Source organism: Bacillus cereus group sp. BfR-BA-01441, assembly GCF_022663075.1.
GTDB classification, from domain to species: domain Bacteria; phylum Bacillota; class Bacilli; order Bacillales; family Bacillaceae_G; genus Bacillus_A; species Bacillus_A cereus.
On record NZ_JAKUEU010000023.1, the window covers coordinates 24,449 to 42,207 of the forward strand.

Here is a 17,759-nt window from a genome sequence, read left to right on the forward strand (position 1 = left end):
AAAATGCGCATATTTTTGTATGTATGTGTAGAAATTTATATACTTTTCTCACTTCTATAAACAAAGAAAAAACGTAAGGAATCCCTTACGTTTTATTAAATATACGAATACGAATACAAATGAAATACTACTTCATCCATTTCTCAGCCCAATTTTGGACCTCATCCATAACACTTTCTAACGCTTTTCCCTTGTCAGTTAAGCCATACTCGATTCGAACTGGTACTTCTGGATAGACATTACGAACTACAATGCCCTCGCTTTCCAATTCCTTTAAACGCTCTGACAACATACGATCGCTCATATTTGGGATAATATCTGCGATTTCTCTAAAACGTTTCGACTCTTCAAGCAAAGATTTAATAATTAAGCCAGTCCACTTCTTACTAAGCAGAGTAAAAGCTGACTCAAACTTTGGACATAAACAAGAATTATGCTCCATATGTTTCACCTCTCTTCTATTATAATATAGTTTCTTGTAAAAAGTAAGTTATAAAACTTTCCTCATTATTTTATTTTACGTACATTTTACCATTTCCAAATATTAACTTGTCAACTAAACGTAACATACCCGTAAAAAAACCCTCTTAAAAAGAGAGCTTTTTATATCTTTATTACTTCGTATACCATCCAAGACCTAATGCACCTTCACCTAAGTGTGTACCAATTACAGCTCCAAAATAACCTGTACGAATTGTGACGTGAGGATATTTTGCTTCTAATTCTTTCTTCCATTCATTCGCTTCCTCTTCACGTTGCGTATGAATGATAACTGCTTCCATAGGTACACCTTTACTTGCTTGCTCATCAAAAATTTCAATGATACGTTTTAATGCTTTTTTACGTGTACGAATCTTTTCAAACGGAATAATGATTTTATCTCTAAAATATAAAACTGGCTTCACTTGTAACAGACTGCCGATGAAAGCTTGCGCGCTATTCAATCGACCACCACGTTGTAAATGATGTAAATCATCAACTACAAAATAGGCGTCCATCGTTTTCTTCATTTCATCAAAACGAGCGATAATCTCTTTTGGGTTCTTTCCTTCACTTGCTAACTTTGCACCTTCACGCACATAAAATCCTTGTACTTCACAACTAATTTCAGAGTCATACGTGTATACATCAATACCCTCTACCATCTGTCCAGCTGTCGTTGATGTTTGATATGTACCACTAATTCCACTTGATAGGTGAATACTAATAACTGCATCATAATCTTTAGCTAGTTCTTCATATAGCTCAACAAACTTTCCGATTGCTGGTTGAGAAGTTTTTGGAAGTTCCTCTTGTTCACGTACTTTCACATAAAAATCATCTGCTGAAATTTCAGCTTCTTCTTGATAAGATTCTGTTCCAAACACAACGTTTAATGGAATCATATATATATTGAGTTCATCACGAATTTGCTTCGGTATATATGCCGTACTATCAGTAACAATAGCTATTTTCATTTTCGTACCTGCCTTATAAAAAGTTTTATTTCCTAATTTTACACGAAAACTACAAATGGTGCATCCATACATGAAAATGCCGGTTGAAATTATACCTACCATCTCGACAAATTACAACAAAAAGATAAAATACTCGCCAAAAACTTCAGCATATTTAGAAAAAATGTTTGAATATAAAAAGGCTCGCTTTTAAAATGGAAAGTACTAGTCATTTTGATAGATAGGGGCGTACACAAGTGCTATTACAATATTTAACAATCAAAGACTACGGCGAACACGAAATCGTCATTCAAAAATCAAGATTTATTTGTTATATTAGCCGAGCAACAACTGAGGAAGAGGCTCAAGAATTTATACAAAAAATAAAAAAACAACATTGGAATGCAACACATAATTGTTCCGCTTATTTAATTGGCGAACAAGATCATATTCAAAAGGCAAATGATGACGGTGAGCCTAGCGGTACAGCTGGCGTACCAATGCTGGAAGTACTTAAAAAACGTGGAATAAAAGATACCGTCGTCGTCGTAACACGCTATTTTGGTGGCATTAAACTTGGCGCAGGTGGATTAATTCGTGCATATGGAAAGTGTACAAGCGAAGGCATTAATCATGTCGGTGTTGTCCAGCGAAAACTAATGCGTGTGATGCAAACCGAGATTGATTACACATTACTTGGCAAAGTGGAAAATGAATTACGCAATTCAAAATATGCCATTAAAGATATTCATTATCTAGAAAATGTCACATTTGATACGTATGTAGAAGAAGACGGCAAACAAGCATTTACAGATTGGATGATTGAATTAACAAACGGGAAATGTACAATTACAGAAGGAGATATGTTGTACTTAGAACAAGATGTTATCTAAGAATAACCCATTTATCACCTTCAAAGATTAATGTAGTGAATTACTTCCCTACAAATGAACTAACGAACTAAGGAGATTATATATGGAAGAACGTTATTATCATCTCCAAAATAGCAGAATAAAAAAGAAGCGAAGAAGGAAACTTTTCTTCTTCCTTATTTTCGCATTTTTATTTGGCAGCATAGGAGTTTATGTGTTAAATTCTTACTCTTCTCTTATGGGGATGTATAGTGGTTTTACTCGTGAAAAATCGGATTTAAGAAACCAAGATGTAGAAATTACAAAGGAACCTTTTACAATTCTCATTATGGGTATAGAAGATTATGCGACAGATGGTCAAAATGGTCGTACAGACTCATTAATGTTTGCAACAGTCAATCCAAAAACGCAAAAGATTTCACTTATGAGTATTCCTCGTGATTCTCGAGTTAAAATTGTTGGCAAAAATAAGGAAGACAAAATTAACGCTGCCCATGCTTACGGCGGAGAAGAAATGGCAATCAAAACTGTCGAAGGCTTTCTAAAAGTTCCTGTAGACCATTATCTAAAAATTGATTTCCAAGGCTTTAAAGGTATCGTTGATGCTGTTGGCGGCGTTACCGTTGACGTACCCTTCGATTTCTGGGAGCGCTCTGACGTGGATTACTACAAAAAAATTCAGTTTAAGCAAGGACAGCAAAACTTAAACGGTGAAGAAGCACTTGCTTACGTCCGTATGCGAAAGCAAGATCCAAATGGCGATTATGGTCGAGCTGCTAGACAAAGACAATTACTGGCCGCTGTTGCTCATAAACTAAACTCCACCTCTACTGTATTTAAAATTAAAGATTTAACAGCTGTCGTTGGAAAATATATAAAAACCGACATTCCTATTTCAGACGGACTTGCTCTTTACAATAAACTTTCTGGATTTGATCCTTCTACAATGCAAACGTTAAAGCTTGAAGGCGAAGACAAAAAGATAGGCGGTATTTATTACTTCCTTCCAGATCCAATCAGTGTAGAAACGGTGCGTAACGAAATTGAAAAAGAATTAGGAGAAAAAGCAAAAAATCCAACTACAAAAAACAACTCAAATCCTGATTTAAATTCAAGTTCTAACTCTAACGAACAAACAAAAAAAGAGACAAACCAAAATAAAACACCAACTGATCCGCCACCTTCTACAAATGCTCATGCAGAGTGGATTATGCGCAATCAGCCGTAAAAAAAAGGCCCAATCTATCCGATTGGGCCCTTTTTTTTTACTTATTAAAGTGTTGTAAAATCGCTTCTACAATACGCTCTGATGCACGACCATCACCGTAAGGGTTAGATGCTTTCGCCATCTTATCATGGGCTTCTTTATCTGATAACAGCTCATCAGCAAGACCAAAGATTGTCTCTTCGTCTGTTCCTGCTAATTTCAGCGTACCTGCTTCAATACCTTCAGGGCGCTCTGTTGTATCACGAAGAACAAGAACTGGTACACCAAGTGATGGAGCTTCTTCTTGTACACCACCAGAATCCGTTAACATTAAGTATGAACGAGCTGCAACATTGTGGAAATCAATTACATCTAGCGGCTCAATTAAATGAATACGGTTATGTTCACCTAAAATTTCATTTGCTATTTCACGAACAACAGGGTTCATATGAACAGGGTACACAACTTGTACATCTTCATGTTTGTCAACAAGACGCTTAATTGCACGGAACATATTACGCATCGGTTCACCTAAGTTTTCACGGCGGTGAGCTGTCATAAGTACAAGACGATCATTTCCAAGTTTCTCTAGTACAGGATGACTATATGTTTCTTTTACAGTCGTTTGTAGCGCGTCAATCGCTGTATTTCCTGTGATGAAAATACGTGACTCATCTTTATTTTCCTTCTGTAAGTTCGTTGCTGATTTTGCTGTTGGTGAAAAATGAAGATCCGCCATTACACCTGTTAATTGACGATTCATCTCTTCTGGGTATGGAGAATACTTATCCCACGTACGAAGGCCCGCCTCAACATGACCTACTGGAATTTGATTATAAAAAGCAGCTAAGCTTGCAATAAATGTTGTTGTTGTATCACCATGTACAAGTACAATATCCGGCTTCGCTTCTTTCATTACTTTATCCAAACCTTCTAAACCACGCGTTGTAACATCAATTAAAGTTTGGCGGTCTTTCATGATATTTAAATCGAAATCTGGTGTAATTCCAAAGATACTTAATACTTGATCTAACATTTGGCGATGCTGTGCTGTTACAGTCACAATCGATTCAATTTTTTCTGGGTGTTTTTGCAACTCTAATACAAGAGGTGCCATTTTAATTGCTTCTGGACGTGTCCCGAAAATTGTCATTACTTTTAAACGTTCAGTCATGTGATTGCCTCTTTTCTTTCACTAATTACAGCTCCTATTATGACATATAAAAATATGCATGAGTACATCCCTTTTTAACGCATAACAGAAACTTTTCTATTACAAATACTTTTTCTTCCCACCGAGTAATAATCTATCTTTTGTTTCTTAACATCTTCATCAGTATAACAATTTCTCCCATCAAATAAAATAGGCTCCCTCATAAGTTGTACGTACTTTTCTAACGGATAAGTTTGAATATCTTCCCATTCTGTTACGATAAAAACCGCACTCGCATCTCTAATCGATTCATCTATACATCTACTATATTGTATAGCATCTCCAAATATATTTTTCACATATTGAATTGCTTTTGGGTCGTAAAGAACAATTTCTGCACCTATATTAAGTAATGCTTCTATTATAATAAGAGATGATGCCTCTCTAATATCATCCGTATTCGGTTTAAAGGATGCGCCAAGAACTGCAATCCGCTTTTTACTCATGTTCATAACTTTTTTCGCTTTTTCAATCAATAGCAGCTGTTGCTTATTATTTACTTCAATAACCGCTTTTAACAAACGAAAATCATGAGCAACATTTCCCGCAATTTGCACCAGCGCTTTCGTATCTTTCGGAAAACACGACCCTCCGTAGCCAATGCCCGCATTTAAAAAAGATGCACCAATTCTCTTATCCATTCCCATCCCTTTGGCAACATCTAATACATTCGCGCCTACCTTCTCACATATATTTGAAATTTCATTAATGAAACTAATCTTTGTAGCTAAAAAGGCATTCGACGCGTATTTAATCATCTCTGCACTTTTAATATCTGTAACATACGTTTCTAAACATAATTCACTATACAAACTCTCTACTCTTCTTGCTACTTCCTCACTATCCGCTCCAATTACAATACGATCTCCATGAAAGAAATCATAAATACCTGAACCTTCACGCAAAAACTCTGGATTCGATACGATATGTACTGTATGCCTCCCTTTTAACTTCTCCTCAATCCATCCCTTCATTACATCATTTGTACCTACTGGAACTGTACTTTTCGTAACAACAATAATATCGTTCGTCGCATATAATCCAATATCGTTACAAGCACTCTGAATATACGTTAAATCTGCCGTCCCATCTAATAAAGGTGGTGTTCCAACTGCAATAAATATAAACTCTACATCATCAAATGCCTCTTCTTTATTTGATGTAAAAATTAAAGCATTATTCTCATATGCATAATTTATTAATTCATGTAATCTAACCTCATAAATAGGTAAATCCCCTTGTTTTATCCGTTCAATTTTTTCATTATCTATATCAAAACATATAACTGAATGCCCCAATTTTGCCAATCCTACTCCTGTAATCAACCCAACATATCCAGTACCTACTATCGTAATTTTCATTTCTTTTTCGCACAGGAATTTACAATAGAAAAGATATGAAAATTAGAATTCTCCCTGCGCTTCCCCCTCTCACGTTAAAAATGAGAAAACCCTTTTCCTTTTTCATTATATGAATTACTTCTCTTATTTTTTTTAAAGTTTTTGTAAAATTAAATGCACTATAAAGTAAAACTTAATCAGTAAGAATGGGGCTGCCAGTTTACGCGTAATAAATTCCCACATTTTAACACGAGACTTACTCATTTCTACGTGCAACACTTATAATACTGAAATAAAAGTATTCACTATCGAAGAAAAAGAGAAAATGTCACATTCCGAAGTCCAGTACGATTAACCTTCTTATATGATTCAACATTCTATATACAATTGTCATATATTTTATTCGCTTCCATTAACCGTAAAAAGAAAAAAAGATTGAATTCTAATCTTTTTGTGATACCATATGTTATGAGCCTGTAAACAAACATCATAATTTTCAGATAAATATATTTTCAAAAAAAAAATTACGTTAGACTATAAAGGGTGGGGTATTAATGGACTCACAAGTGATTTATGCCATTTTGGCATCTTTCATCACTGTACTTGTCGTTACTCCTTTAGTTATTAAATTAGCTTTTAAAATAGGAGCGACAGATAAGCCAAACGCACGTAAAGTGCACCAAAAGATTATGCCACGTCTTGGCGGGTTAGCAATATTTATTGGTGTAGCTGTAGGATTTGTTGTCGGCGGCTTATATGAGCAAAGAATGTTATCGATAACGCTAGGTGCAATTATCATTGTAATCATCGGAATTTTAGATGATATGTACGAGTTATCTGCGAGAGTAAAATTCGGTGGACAACTGTTAGTTGCCATTATGATTGTAAAAAGTGGATTATTAGTGCAAGTATTATATATCCCATTCTTTGGGGATACTGAACTTGGATGGCTTGCTTATCCAATTACAGTATTTTGGCTTGTAGGTATTACGAATGCAATCAACTTAATTGACGGCTTAGATGGATTATCTGCTGGAATTTCATCTATCGTACTTGCAACGCTAGCATATATGGCCTTCACTAGCCCATGGGGTACTGGAACAGCTATTATATTGCCACTTGCATTAATTATATTAGCAAGTACAATTGGATTTTTATTCTACAACTTCCATCCAGCAAAAATTTTCATGGGAGATACAGGAGCACTATTTTTAGGATACTGTATTTCTGTTATATCGTTACTTGGATTATACAAAAGTGTAACGTTATTCAGTTTTATCGTTCCAATTATCATTTTAGGTGTACCTATATTTGATACGATATTTGCAATCATCCGTCGTATCGTAAATAAAAAACCTATTTCAGCACCAGATAAATCGCATTTACATCACCGCTTACTTGCAATGGGATTCTCTCATCGCAAAACGGTACTAATTATATACGCATTCGGTATTTTCTTTAGTGTAAATGCCATTATTTTTACTACTGCAACGTTATGGTTATCCATTATTCTTCTTTTCGCTTTGATTTTCTTCACAGAAATCATCGCTGAAATAATCGGGCTTGTACATGAACGCTACAAACCAATCATTTCCTTTTATAAAAAAGTGAAAAAACGAGAAGACTAATTGTAGTATAGCCTTTTCAATTATGAAATATTCAAATAGCATCCTCTTTCTTATAAGAGGATGCTATTTTTTATTCTTATTTTATATTTCCAAAATATAGATTGTTTGAGAGTTCCTCTATTGGAGAAAGATATACATAATAAGAAAATTATCAAGTTTTCTTTTTTACATCTTGATTGTCAAACTGAGGGTGAATGTTATGATCAAGCGAGTATTTCAATGTATTATTTTATTTTTAACGATTACTATGTACGTATCATCTAATACTGAAGCAACAACTGTTATTCCTGCTGAATATCATCCAAATACTGAAACAACTTCTCCTACACAAAAAATTGCGTACTTAACATTTGATGACGGACCAAACAAATATACTACACAAATTTTAAACATCTTAAAAGAAAAGAACGGAAAAGCAACTTTCTTTGTTATTGGTGGAAAAGTACCACATTATAAAAAGACAATGCAACGATTAATTAAAGACGGACATTATATCGGACTTCACAGTATGTCACATGATGTAAAACGCCTTTACACTGGTGACCCTTCCACTTTAATTGCAGAAATGGAGCAAACACAAAGCATTGTCCAGCAAGTTACGAAATTAAATACACATCTCGTTCGCGTTCCATATGGTAGTATGCCTTACTTAAAGAAGAATTACCGTGACGCACTTGTATCGGCCCAGTATAAAATGTGGGATTGGACGATCGATACATACGACTGGAAAAGCTATGACAATCCTTCTGCCATACTCGAAAGAGTACGTAATCAAAGTGATGAACAAGTCGAAGTCATTTTAATGCATGATTCGAGTGTAACCGTACAAATACTGCCAAAAGTAATTGATTACTTACAGTCACAAGGATACAAACTTCTTCCCTATAATCCTTCTTCTCATCTCAAGGTGAATTTTTGGAAAGACACAAGATTGTAACAGCTTTAGTGCCTATGTGCTAAAGCTGTTTTATTTTTCTCTTCCCACCCTTCCCATTTTTGTGTAAAATTTTAAATAGTGATGAAGTTTCGAGGTGAATAGAAATGAAACGAATAGATCTCATTTTTAACGCAATACAAAAAGGCAATTATACAGAAGGTGTAACCGCATCAGAACTCGCTACATTTCTGCAACTAGATCGCGCCAATGTAAGTAGCGATTTAAACAAACTTGTAAAAGATAAACGTTTATTAAAAACAAATACGCGACCTGTTCGTTTTTACATAGAAACGAACACTTCGTTGGAAACGCATTCAAAAGACATAACTTCATTGGATACATTTGCAATTGAAAATACGAGCCTTAAAATTGCAATTGAAAAAGCGAAAGCTTCTATTCTCTATCCTCCAAACGGTATGCATACTTTACTACTGGGAGAAACAGGGGTCGGAAAGTCTATGTTTGCTTCTTTAATGCACGAATATGCAATTGAAGTTGAACAGCTTCCCAAAGATGCACCATTTATCGTCTTTAACTGTGCTGATTATGCAAATAATCCACAGTTACTACTCGGGCAATTATTTGGGATTAAAAAAGGAGCTTATACAGGAGCAAGTGATCAAAAAGGGTTAATTGAAAAAGCACATGAAGGAATTCTTTTCTTAGATGAAGTACATCGCCTGCCTCCAGAGGGACAAGAAATGCTTTTCACCTTTATTGACCGCGGAGTATACCGCCGCCTTGGAGAAACAGAGAACGAACGTAAAGCACAAGTATTAATCATTACTGCAACAACAGAAGAACCAAATTCATTTTTATTAAAAACATTTACAAGACGTATACCGATGACTGTTACGCTGCCACCACTTCGTGAGCGTAAACATAAAGAGCGCTTTGCTTTACTACAGCTATTTTTCACAAATGAAGCAATTCGTCTGCGAAAAGACATTCACGTTAGCCCAAATGCAATGCGTGCTTTCGTCTTTTACAATTGTCCCAATAACATCGGTCAATTAAAAACAGATGTTCAAATTGCATGTGCGAAAGCCTATTCTGATTTGGTCACAAAGAAACGTGATTCTGTCTATGTTTCAAGTACAGATTTACCTTGGTATATGAAAGAAGGGTTGTTCATTGAAAGGAAGAGCCGTCACTTATACCAAATACCAAATGAAACATTTGTATTTACAGGTGAGGAAGGTTGGAGTAATCATAAAACAGAAGATGAAAAACGCTCTTCTATTTACGATTATATTGATTATAAATACGAAGAACTTCAAGCACGTGGTATTGAAGAGGAAGAATTAGAATTACTAATAGAAAATGATGTTCAAAGCTTTTTCGTACAATATTTTAACCAAATATCCAAAAAAACAAGCCATGAAAATGTTTTTAAAATTGTGGATCGTAATATCGTTTCCGTATGTGAAAAAATAGCGGAACTTGCTGAAAAGCATTTATCTAAGACATTTGATGAAAAAGTATTTCTTGCTTTAAGTTTACATGTACAGACAACTCTACAACGTTTACAAAGCGGAAAACAAATACATCACCCACAATTAAATCAAATTCGTACGAAATATAAAGAAGCTTTTTCCGTAGCTATGCAATGCATTCAACTACTGGAGGAAGAATTACAAATAACAATGCCTATTGATGAAGCTGGCTTTTTAACAATGTTCTTCGTTGTTGATCCAATTCCTGCCTCACAAACAGAAGTAAAAGTATTAATATTAGCACACGGTAATGGCATCGCAACTGAAATGGCAAACGTTGCAAACGAACTTCTCGGTATTGAGGAAGTAACCGGTATTGATATGCCGTTACACGAATCACCGAAAGATTTCTTGGAACGTGTGAAAGTGTATATGAAAACACTACAAAATGTAAATGGGCTTCTCTTACTTGTCGATATGGGGTCACTTGCTTATATCGGTGACATATTAGAAACGGAGTTCAAAATCCCTGTACGTGTTCTCTCGATGACGAGCACACCACATGCACTAGAAGCAGCTCGAAAAGCTCAGCTCGGTTATTCATTAGATGCGCTGTATGAAACAGTAAAAAATTTAACACCGTTTTACTTAAACGTACAAGAAGAAAAGAAAAAACCTCTCTCTCCAATGAAATCTGTTATTTTAACAGCTTGTTTAACTGGTGAAGGAAGTGCTTTAGCTATTCAAAAAATGTTAGAGAACTATTTACGATTTGATAAAGACTTAATTGAAATTATTCCGATTAGTATCGTCCATGAAAAAGATTTAACGAAAATGATCGAGAACATAAAAAAAGAGCGTAATATCATTTGTATCGTCACGAATTTCGATGTGCAAGTGCCGTGCTTAACATATCATTTCCAAGACATCGTAAACTACACAGCGATTCAGCCCATTCAAGAATTAATTACGTATGAAGAAACATATGCAAAAATGGCGGATATTCTTGAACAACAAATGCAGCGTAACGATGGGGCATTACTTATTAAAACAATTCGTTACGCATTAAATACAATTCAAGAATTAATTTCCTTACAGCTAACTCCTGATAGCTTAATGGGGGTTATTCTGCATATGAGCTGTATGGTTGACCGTCTTCAAAAAGGAGAAAGCCTTCTTCCTCACCCTGATAAAGAGAAAAGAAGACAAGATGAATACTGGATGTATATGAAAGTAAAAAAAGCATTGCAACCGATTGAAAATACATTTGAAATACAAATACCTGATGACGAAGTATTTTACGTTATGGACTTCTTTATTAAAAATCAGCCTGTTAAAAATTAATTGAGGCCGTTTTTAAAAATATCGACCGTAACGTGAGTTATATCGGCGATTTTCAAAACATATCGATTTACCGACAATAATCGCTAAAACTAGCACCTTATATAATGAGAAAAGGCTGTTCCAACATATGGACAGCCTTTTCATCTACTTCTTTACTTTTCTAACTCGCCCTCTTATTTCTCCTCTTTTTTGTGATTTCGTATGGACATTAACATATACATTTGCTTGAATAATTTCTTGAAGTAAATGTACAAATGATTTCCCTTGTAAAGGTCCCTCAAAATCCTCTACATTCACTACACCAGTAATACTTCCCTCGTTCAAACTAATCCCTTGCTCCAGTGGACCATACAAATATAAAACAACAGGACCAATTTGAGTAGACTTCCCTAAATGAATTTGACACGATGTAACCTTTTCTATATTTTTTAGTATTACTCTGTAATGCAATTTCGTTAAATCATCACTAAAAATAAACTCTGCTACCCCAAAAGCTTCTGTATTTACAGGAGGTACTTCCCTCTTACCTGTTAACCTGGCAAAGAAATGTGTTGTCATAAGGCATTCTCCTTATATAAATTTCCCAGCACTACTTCTACTACTTTATGGTTTAGACATAATCATTTATGACTTTTTCAATTTTAATTACAAAGAAAAGATTCACAAAATCTTTACATTAAAATCGTTCCTGTAGATTGAAAGTCTCTTGTATAATGCACATAGAAAAACATTATAGGAGGTTATTTTGAAAAAAAACAAACACATCTTTCACACATTATTAGAGATTTTTCTCGTCTCATTTAAATTAGGACTTACTTCATTCGGCGGTCCTGTCGCTCATCTCGGCTATTTTCACCACGAATACGTGCAAAAAAGAAAATGGATGGATGAACGAAGCTATGGAGATTTAGTAGCGCTATGTCAATTCCTTCCTGGTCCTGCCAGCAGTCAAGTCGGTATGGGGGTTGGATTATTAAGAGGCGGACTATTAGGAGCTATTATTTCATGGATTGGATTCACTTTACCGTCTGTACTTGTTTTGGTTTTCTTCGCCTCATTCCTTAATCAGTTCGACCTTGGAAGTGCCGGCTCGATTCATGGACTAAAACTTGTAGCAGTAGCTATTGTCGCTCATGCCATATGGGGAATGGCCCGAAAGTTAACTCCAGATCGCAACCGTGCGACGATTGCGATTGTAACTGCCGCAATTGCCTTATTATGGCCAAGTAGTTGGACACAAGTCATCCTTATTATAATATGTGGCTTTATCGGCTGGTTTTTATATCGCAACCAACCAATTAGCCAATCACAAAATATAAAAGTACCTATTTCAAAAAAGATAGCAGTTTCTTGTCTCGTCTTATTCTTTGGACTATTACTGCTGCTACCGATATTAAGACCGTTTTCTTATTACATCGCTTTATTTGATAGTTTCTATCGTTCTGGCGCACTTGTATTTGGAGGAGGACACGTCGTGCTGCCCCTTCTTGAAGGTGAGTTCGTACAAAACGGAATGATGACGAAAGAACAGTTCCTAGCTGGATACGGATTAACACAAGCAGTACCAGGACCACTATTTACATTCGCCTCTTATATAGGAGCAGTATTAAACGGGACGCTTGGGGCAACACTCGCAACAATTGCGATTTTCCTCCCTGCTTTCTTACTCGTTATTGGTGTTTTACCATTTTGGAACAGTGTGAGAAAAATATCATTCATACAAGGCGCACTACTTGGTGTTAACGCCGCAGTTGTTGGTATTTTAATTGCCGCTTTTTACGATCCTATTTGGACGAGTACAGTTATAAATGCTTCAGATTTCGTTTTCGCTTCGCTTCTTTTTTGCTTACTAGCTTTTTGGAAAACACCACCTTGGGTTATCGTTATACTGGGAGCCTTTGGCGGATATGTTCTGTCCATTTTATAAATAGAAAAAACGACGGCATGATGTAGCCGTCGTTTTTTCTATTAAAACTTCACAAGCTCTATGCCTTCTGGCAACTCACTCTCTGTTAAAATACGCAATTCCTTCACACGATCCATTACGTAAGAAGAACGCTTCACAAGCTCTGGATCAATATATGCTGGATGAACCATAATTTCTACCGTTTGTTCACCTTGTACTCTTTCTTTTAACTTCACAAAGTAATCTTCCGTCACACCATCCGCATAAAAGTCACTGTAAAACACATCAGAAAATGGATGCACCGCTCTATCTTCCTCACAACGACGAATCGGAACATTATATTTAGCCGCTAATCTCTCAAGAACATCATGTAAAATCGGTAAACTATGCACATGATGATGACTATCTAAATGAGTTGGTGTTAATCCGTAAGATAAAAACTTCTCAATTTGAGCAGTCCATTCTCTCTCAACTTCTTCTGGATTTATATTCCCTTTCCTTACAACACTTTGTTTATGAAACGATCCGTTTTCCCCTACGAGTGACGGTACATCCTTTAACAGTGGTTCTCCTGCCGTTAATACAAGGTGTACGCCTACTCCGAGTAGGTTGTACTCTTTCGCTAAGCGTACCGCATGCTCTGTTCCTGGCATATTCATCATCATCGTCGTTGAATTGACAAGTCCATTTATATGCCCATCAATAATGCCGTAATTTGTACCTTCTGTAAGACCGAAATCATCTGCATTTACAATTAACTTAATCATCATAATACCTCCTAATAGAATAAAAAAAGCGGGCTAAATAGCGCCGCTTTTACTTCTCTACCTTTTTAAAGAACTGTGGAAGATACTCTTTATGTGCTTCCAACATTTCATCTAAAATTTGTTTTGCAACTTTATCTGATGGTACAAGTGGATTGATTGTCATAGCAAGCAGCGCCTTATGATAATCCCCTGTAACAGCAGCTTCAATTGTTGTGCGCTCGAATGATTTAATTTGTTGTACTAAACCGCGAACTGGTACTGGAAGGTCTCCAACTGCAATTGGTTTTGGGCCTTCTTTCGTAATAATACAGTTCACTTCAACAGCTGAATCATGTGGTAAGCTTGCAATTGTTCCGTTGTTTCGTGTATTAACAGGCTGGATATCACCTTTATTATTGTAAATAGACGTAATTAAGCTACATGCTGCATCACTATAATAAGCTCCGCCGCGTTTTTCTAATTGTGGTGGTTTAATATCTAAGTTCGGGTCTTTATATAACTCAAATAAATCATTTTCTAATTGTTTTACTACTTCTGCACGTGTACCTTTTTCAACAGAAGCTTCTTTCTCTTCTTCTAACATTTCACGTGTTTTGTAGTAATAACGATGGTATGGACATGGAATCGCACGAAGTCCTCGAATAAAGTCTGGCTCCCAGTTAAGCGCTGCGATATTTTCCATCGTAATTTGTTTTTCTGGATCTGTCACAAGCTCTAACACACGGTCCATTACACTTACGCCATCTAAGTATACATCTAGTCCGTATACCATATGATTTAAACCTGCGAAATCAACGTGAACACGACTCGCATCTACTTCAAGTAATCTTGCAAGACCCATACGAATTCCGATTGGAACGTTACATAGACCAACTACTCTTTGAATATTTGTATAACGAAGAACTGCCTCTGTTACCATACCAGCTGGATTTGCAAAGTTAATTAACCATGCATTCGGACAGAGCTCCTCCATATCTTTACAAATATCTAAAATAACAGGAATCGTTCTCAACGCTTTGAATAAACCACCAGGACCATTCGTTTCCTGACCGATTACATCATATTTTAACGGGATTGCTTCATCTTTTGCACGTGCTTCTAATAAACCAACGCGAAGTTGTGTTGTTACGAAGTCAGCATCTTTTAATGCCTCACGGCGATCAAGTGTTAAATGTACCTCGATTGGTAAACCTGATTTTTTCACCATACGTTTCGCTAAGTTACCAACGATTTCTAACTTTTCTTTTCCTGCCTCAATATCTACTAACCAAATTTCACGAACAGGCAGTTCATCATAACGCTTAATAAATCCTTCAATTAACTCTGGTGTATAACTAGATCCACCGCCGATTGTAGCAATTTTAATTCCAGTCATGCTTTATTCCCCTTTCGCTTCAAGCTTTTTATAAAGATCGATAAACTCTGCTGCTAATTCTTTCACTGTAATCGCATTCATTAAATGATCTTGTGCGTGAATTAAAAGAACACTAACCTCTGTTTTTTCTCCTCTTGCTTCTGATTGTATGAGCTCTGTTTGGAAATGATGCGCTTCATTAATCGCTTCTTTTGCCTTTACCATCGCTTCATCTGCTTCTACCATTTTCCCCTGTTTGGCAAATTGAAGTGCCTCCATCGCAAAGCTTCGTGCGTTACCACTATTTAAAATCAATTGGAATGGAATTTGTTCTGCTGTAGTCATCATAATTACCGCCCTCTCTATAAGGTTCAACCGATTTAAATACCCCTTCAGTTTGAACATGTCTATTAAAGTATGAATTTATTAATGATAGTTTAGTGTTCATATAGATGTTTTTCATCTTTTTGAACATGATATAAAGGTAATTATTCTGACGAGCTATAGGAACTCGCCAGAATAATATTTTTTAAAGTGATACTGAATTGTCGCTTCCTTTTGTTTCAGCTTTTGCAGCCTGTACATAAGTACGGTCACACATTAATACGAATGGATAGTAAATTACTACCGCGATTGCAAAGTTCACCACTTGTAGTGCTGCACCAGCGATGCTTCCGCCCGATACAAGATAACCACTAAAGATTGGTGGCATTGTCCATGGAACTAACGCAACTGTTTTTGGTACCCATCCTAAAGTGATTGCTGTATAAGAAGTAATAACTAATACAACCGGTGTAAGTACGAATGGGATAATTAACGTTGGGTTTAATACAATTGGCGTACCAAAAATAACTGGTTCGTTAATATTAAAGAAACCAGGACCGATAGATACACGGCCTACACCGCGAAGCTGCGCACTTTTCGCTACAAGCATTACTGCCACTAAGAACGCTAACGTTGCACCCGATCCCCCGATATATACGTATACATCAAAGAATGGTTTTGTGAAGATATGCGGTACGTCATATGCAGACATACCATCATTAAATAATTTCATATTTTTCTCTAATGCTGGTAAATAGATTGGGTCAATAATCCCCCCAATAATATTTGGACCATGTAATCCGAAGAACCATAATACGTGAATAAGTAACGCGATAATAATTGCACTTGGTAATGTACCCGCTAAACCTTGTAATGGTAATTGAATTGTTTCAAATACCATTTTATGAATGCTTGTTCCCGCAAGTTTCACAGCTAATTGAATACCTGCTGTTACAATCAAAATAACGAATGCTGGAACTAACGCTGCGAATGATTTCATTACTGCCGGTGGAACACCATCTGGCATTTTAATTGTAATATCCCTTTGAACAAAGAATCTAAACACTTCTGTTACAAGAAGAGCCACTATAATGGAAACGAATAGACCTTGTGCCCCTGTCCACGCTAAATCAATACCGCCTTCTTTTGGCGTTGTCGGAGAAATAATAATTAATGCACCGAATGTAATGATTGCTGCTGACAACGCATCGACGCCGTAAGATTTCGCTAAATTGTAACTTATCCCAACTGCGACTATGAGGGCGAGTATAGCAAAGGAACCAGTCCACATACCGCCACCGACATCTTTCCAAGCGTCACCAAATGTGCCCTTCATAAAGTTTTGGAAAGCATCAATTGGTAAGTTATTTATAAGTACTGCAAATGATCCAACTAAAATAAGAGGCATAACTGCGATAAATCCGTCACGGATTGCAACTAAGTGGCGCTGCGATCCAATTCTACCTGCGACTGGAACTAAATATTTCTCCATAAATGCAATAAATTTTTGCATTTCGCTTCCCCCCTAATTATTTTTTAAGTGTTAATGCATGATCTAAAACTGCTTCTCCATTCATCATGCCGTAGTGCATTGGATTGATAACGTCGATTCCAACGTTTTTCTCATCAGCAAGCGTTTTCATTGAAGAAAGCATGTAACGAACTTGTGGTCCTAATAATAATACATCTGCTTGATCGATATTTGTTTTTACTGCATCCCCAGATACAGCCCAAATCTTTCCTTCTAGACCGCGAGCTTTTGCAGCCGCTTCCATTTTTGTAACTAGTAAACTTGTAGACATCCCTGCTGAGCAACATAATAAAATATTCATTTGAAAATCCCCCTTGTGTAGTATAAAAAATTTATGTTTTATTTATTTTTCTTTACGCTATTTATTAATGCAATTAGCGTGCCAACTTTTTAAAACCACTAAAATCAGTGCTTTTTCGACTGTTTTCTTTGTGTGTTAACGCTTTCAATTAGTGTGTCGTTCA

The 17,759-nt window shown here is 36.1% G+C and carries 16 protein-coding genes; 6 read left to right on the forward strand and 10 right to left on the reverse strand.

Going from position 1 to position 17,759, the window contains the following annotated elements:
• Positions 1-127: 127 nt before the first annotated feature.
• On the reverse strand, positions 128-442 hold the full coding sequence (locus tag MR107_RS12140; protein WP_000400857.1) for a winged helix-turn-helix transcriptional regulator: 315 nt from the start codon (positions 440-442) through the stop codon (positions 128-130).
• Between the two features lie 172 nt (positions 443-614).
• On the reverse strand, positions 615-1,457 hold the full coding sequence (locus MR107_RS12145; RefSeq protein ID WP_242292398.1) for a DegV family protein: 843 nt from the start codon (positions 1,455-1,457) through the stop codon (positions 615-617).
• A gap of 236 nt (positions 1,458-1,693) precedes the next feature.
• Here MR107_RS12145 and MR107_RS12150 point away from each other — a divergent pair, with 236 nt between their 5' ends.
• Entirely contained in the window at positions 1,694-2,329 is a 636-nt protein-coding gene (locus MR107_RS12150) for a YigZ family protein (protein WP_025686691.1), read from the forward strand.
• Between the two features lie 82 nt (positions 2,330-2,411).
• Entirely contained in the window at positions 2,412-3,536 is a 1,125-nt protein-coding gene (locus MR107_RS12155) for an LCP family protein (RefSeq protein ID WP_000392807.1), read from the forward strand.
• Between the two features lie 37 nt (positions 3,537-3,573).
• On the opposite strand, the gene wecB is transcribed toward MR107_RS12155, so the two are convergent.
• Entirely contained in the window at positions 3,574-4,689 is a 1,116-nt protein-coding gene (gene wecB / locus MR107_RS12160) for a non-hydrolyzing UDP-N-acetylglucosamine 2-epimerase (protein WP_000140145.1), read from the reverse strand.
• Between the two features lie 74 nt (positions 4,690-4,763).
• Complete coding sequence (locus MR107_RS12165) at positions 4,764-6,089, reverse strand: UDP-glucose dehydrogenase family protein (RefSeq protein WP_017656392.1); 1,326 nt, start codon at positions 6,087-6,089, stop codon at positions 4,764-4,766.
• A 533-nt stretch (positions 6,090-6,622) separates the two neighbouring features.
• Between MR107_RS12165 and MR107_RS12170 the strand changes: the two genes are divergently transcribed.
• The 3 genes from MR107_RS12170 (at position 6,623) to MR107_RS12180 (ending at position 11,413) form a co-directional block, all read left to right on the forward strand.
• Positions 6,623-7,696 (forward strand): glycosyltransferase family 4 protein, encoded by a 1,074-nt coding sequence (locus tag MR107_RS12170; RefSeq protein ID WP_006917642.1) that lies wholly within the window; start codon positions 6,623-6,625, stop codon positions 7,694-7,696.
• A 199-nt stretch (positions 7,697-7,895) separates the two neighbouring features.
• The gene (locus MR107_RS12175) at positions 7,896-8,633 is read left to right on the forward strand and encodes a polysaccharide deacetylase family protein (protein ID WP_000597149.1); all 738 of its coding nucleotides are present in this window, start codon (positions 7,896-7,898) and stop codon (positions 8,631-8,633) included.
• Between the two features lie 104 nt (positions 8,634-8,737).
• Entirely contained in the window at positions 8,738-11,413 is a 2,676-nt protein-coding gene (locus MR107_RS12180) for a sigma-54-dependent transcriptional regulator (RefSeq protein ID WP_242292399.1), read from the forward strand.
• A 144-nt stretch (positions 11,414-11,557) separates the two neighbouring features.
• Here the strand turns inward: MR107_RS12180 and exsM are convergent, their stop codons facing one another.
• Positions 11,558-11,971, reverse strand: coding sequence for an exosporium regulatory protein ExsM (gene exsM, locus MR107_RS12185; RefSeq protein ID WP_000207046.1), 414 nt, complete (start codon positions 11,969-11,971; stop codon positions 11,558-11,560).
• Between the two features lie 187 nt (positions 11,972-12,158).
• On the opposite strand from exsM, the gene MR107_RS12190 reads away from it, so the two are divergent.
• A complete protein-coding gene (locus MR107_RS12190; protein WP_242292400.1) occupies positions 12,159-13,340 on the forward strand; it encodes a chromate transporter in 1,182 nt (393 codons plus the stop codon).
• A gap of 41 nt (positions 13,341-13,381) precedes the next feature.
• Here the strand turns inward: MR107_RS12190 and chbG are convergent, their stop codons facing one another.
• The 5 genes from chbG to MR107_RS12215 form a co-directional block, all read right to left on the reverse strand.
• Positions 13,382-14,086: a chitin disaccharide deacetylase gene (gene chbG, locus MR107_RS12195; protein ID WP_048655526.1), complete on the reverse strand. Its 705-nt coding sequence runs from the start codon at positions 14,084-14,086 to the stop codon at positions 13,382-13,384.
• 49 nt (positions 14,087-14,135) lie between these two features.
• On the reverse strand, positions 14,136-15,461 hold the full coding sequence (gene celF, locus MR107_RS12200; RefSeq protein WP_000145762.1) for a 6-phospho-beta-glucosidase: 1,326 nt from the start codon (positions 15,459-15,461) through the stop codon (positions 14,136-14,138).
• Between the two features lie 3 nt (positions 15,462-15,464).
• Positions 15,465-15,788 carry a PTS lactose/cellobiose transporter subunit IIA gene (locus tag MR107_RS12205; protein ID WP_000989059.1) on the reverse strand — a complete coding sequence of 108 codons (324 nt, stop codon included), beginning with the start codon at positions 15,786-15,788 and terminating at the stop codon, positions 15,465-15,467.
• Between the two features lie 181 nt (positions 15,789-15,969).
• Positions 15,970-17,277, reverse strand: a complete 1,308-nt coding sequence (gene celB, locus MR107_RS12210) for a PTS cellobiose transporter subunit IIC (RefSeq protein WP_001168848.1) — start codon at positions 17,275-17,277, stop codon at positions 15,970-15,972.
• 16 nt (positions 17,278-17,293) lie between these two features.
• Positions 17,294-17,596: a PTS sugar transporter subunit IIB gene (locus tag MR107_RS12215; protein WP_001023567.1), complete on the reverse strand. Its 303-nt coding sequence runs from the start codon at positions 17,594-17,596 to the stop codon at positions 17,294-17,296.
• Positions 17,597-17,759 lie beyond the last annotated feature (163 nt).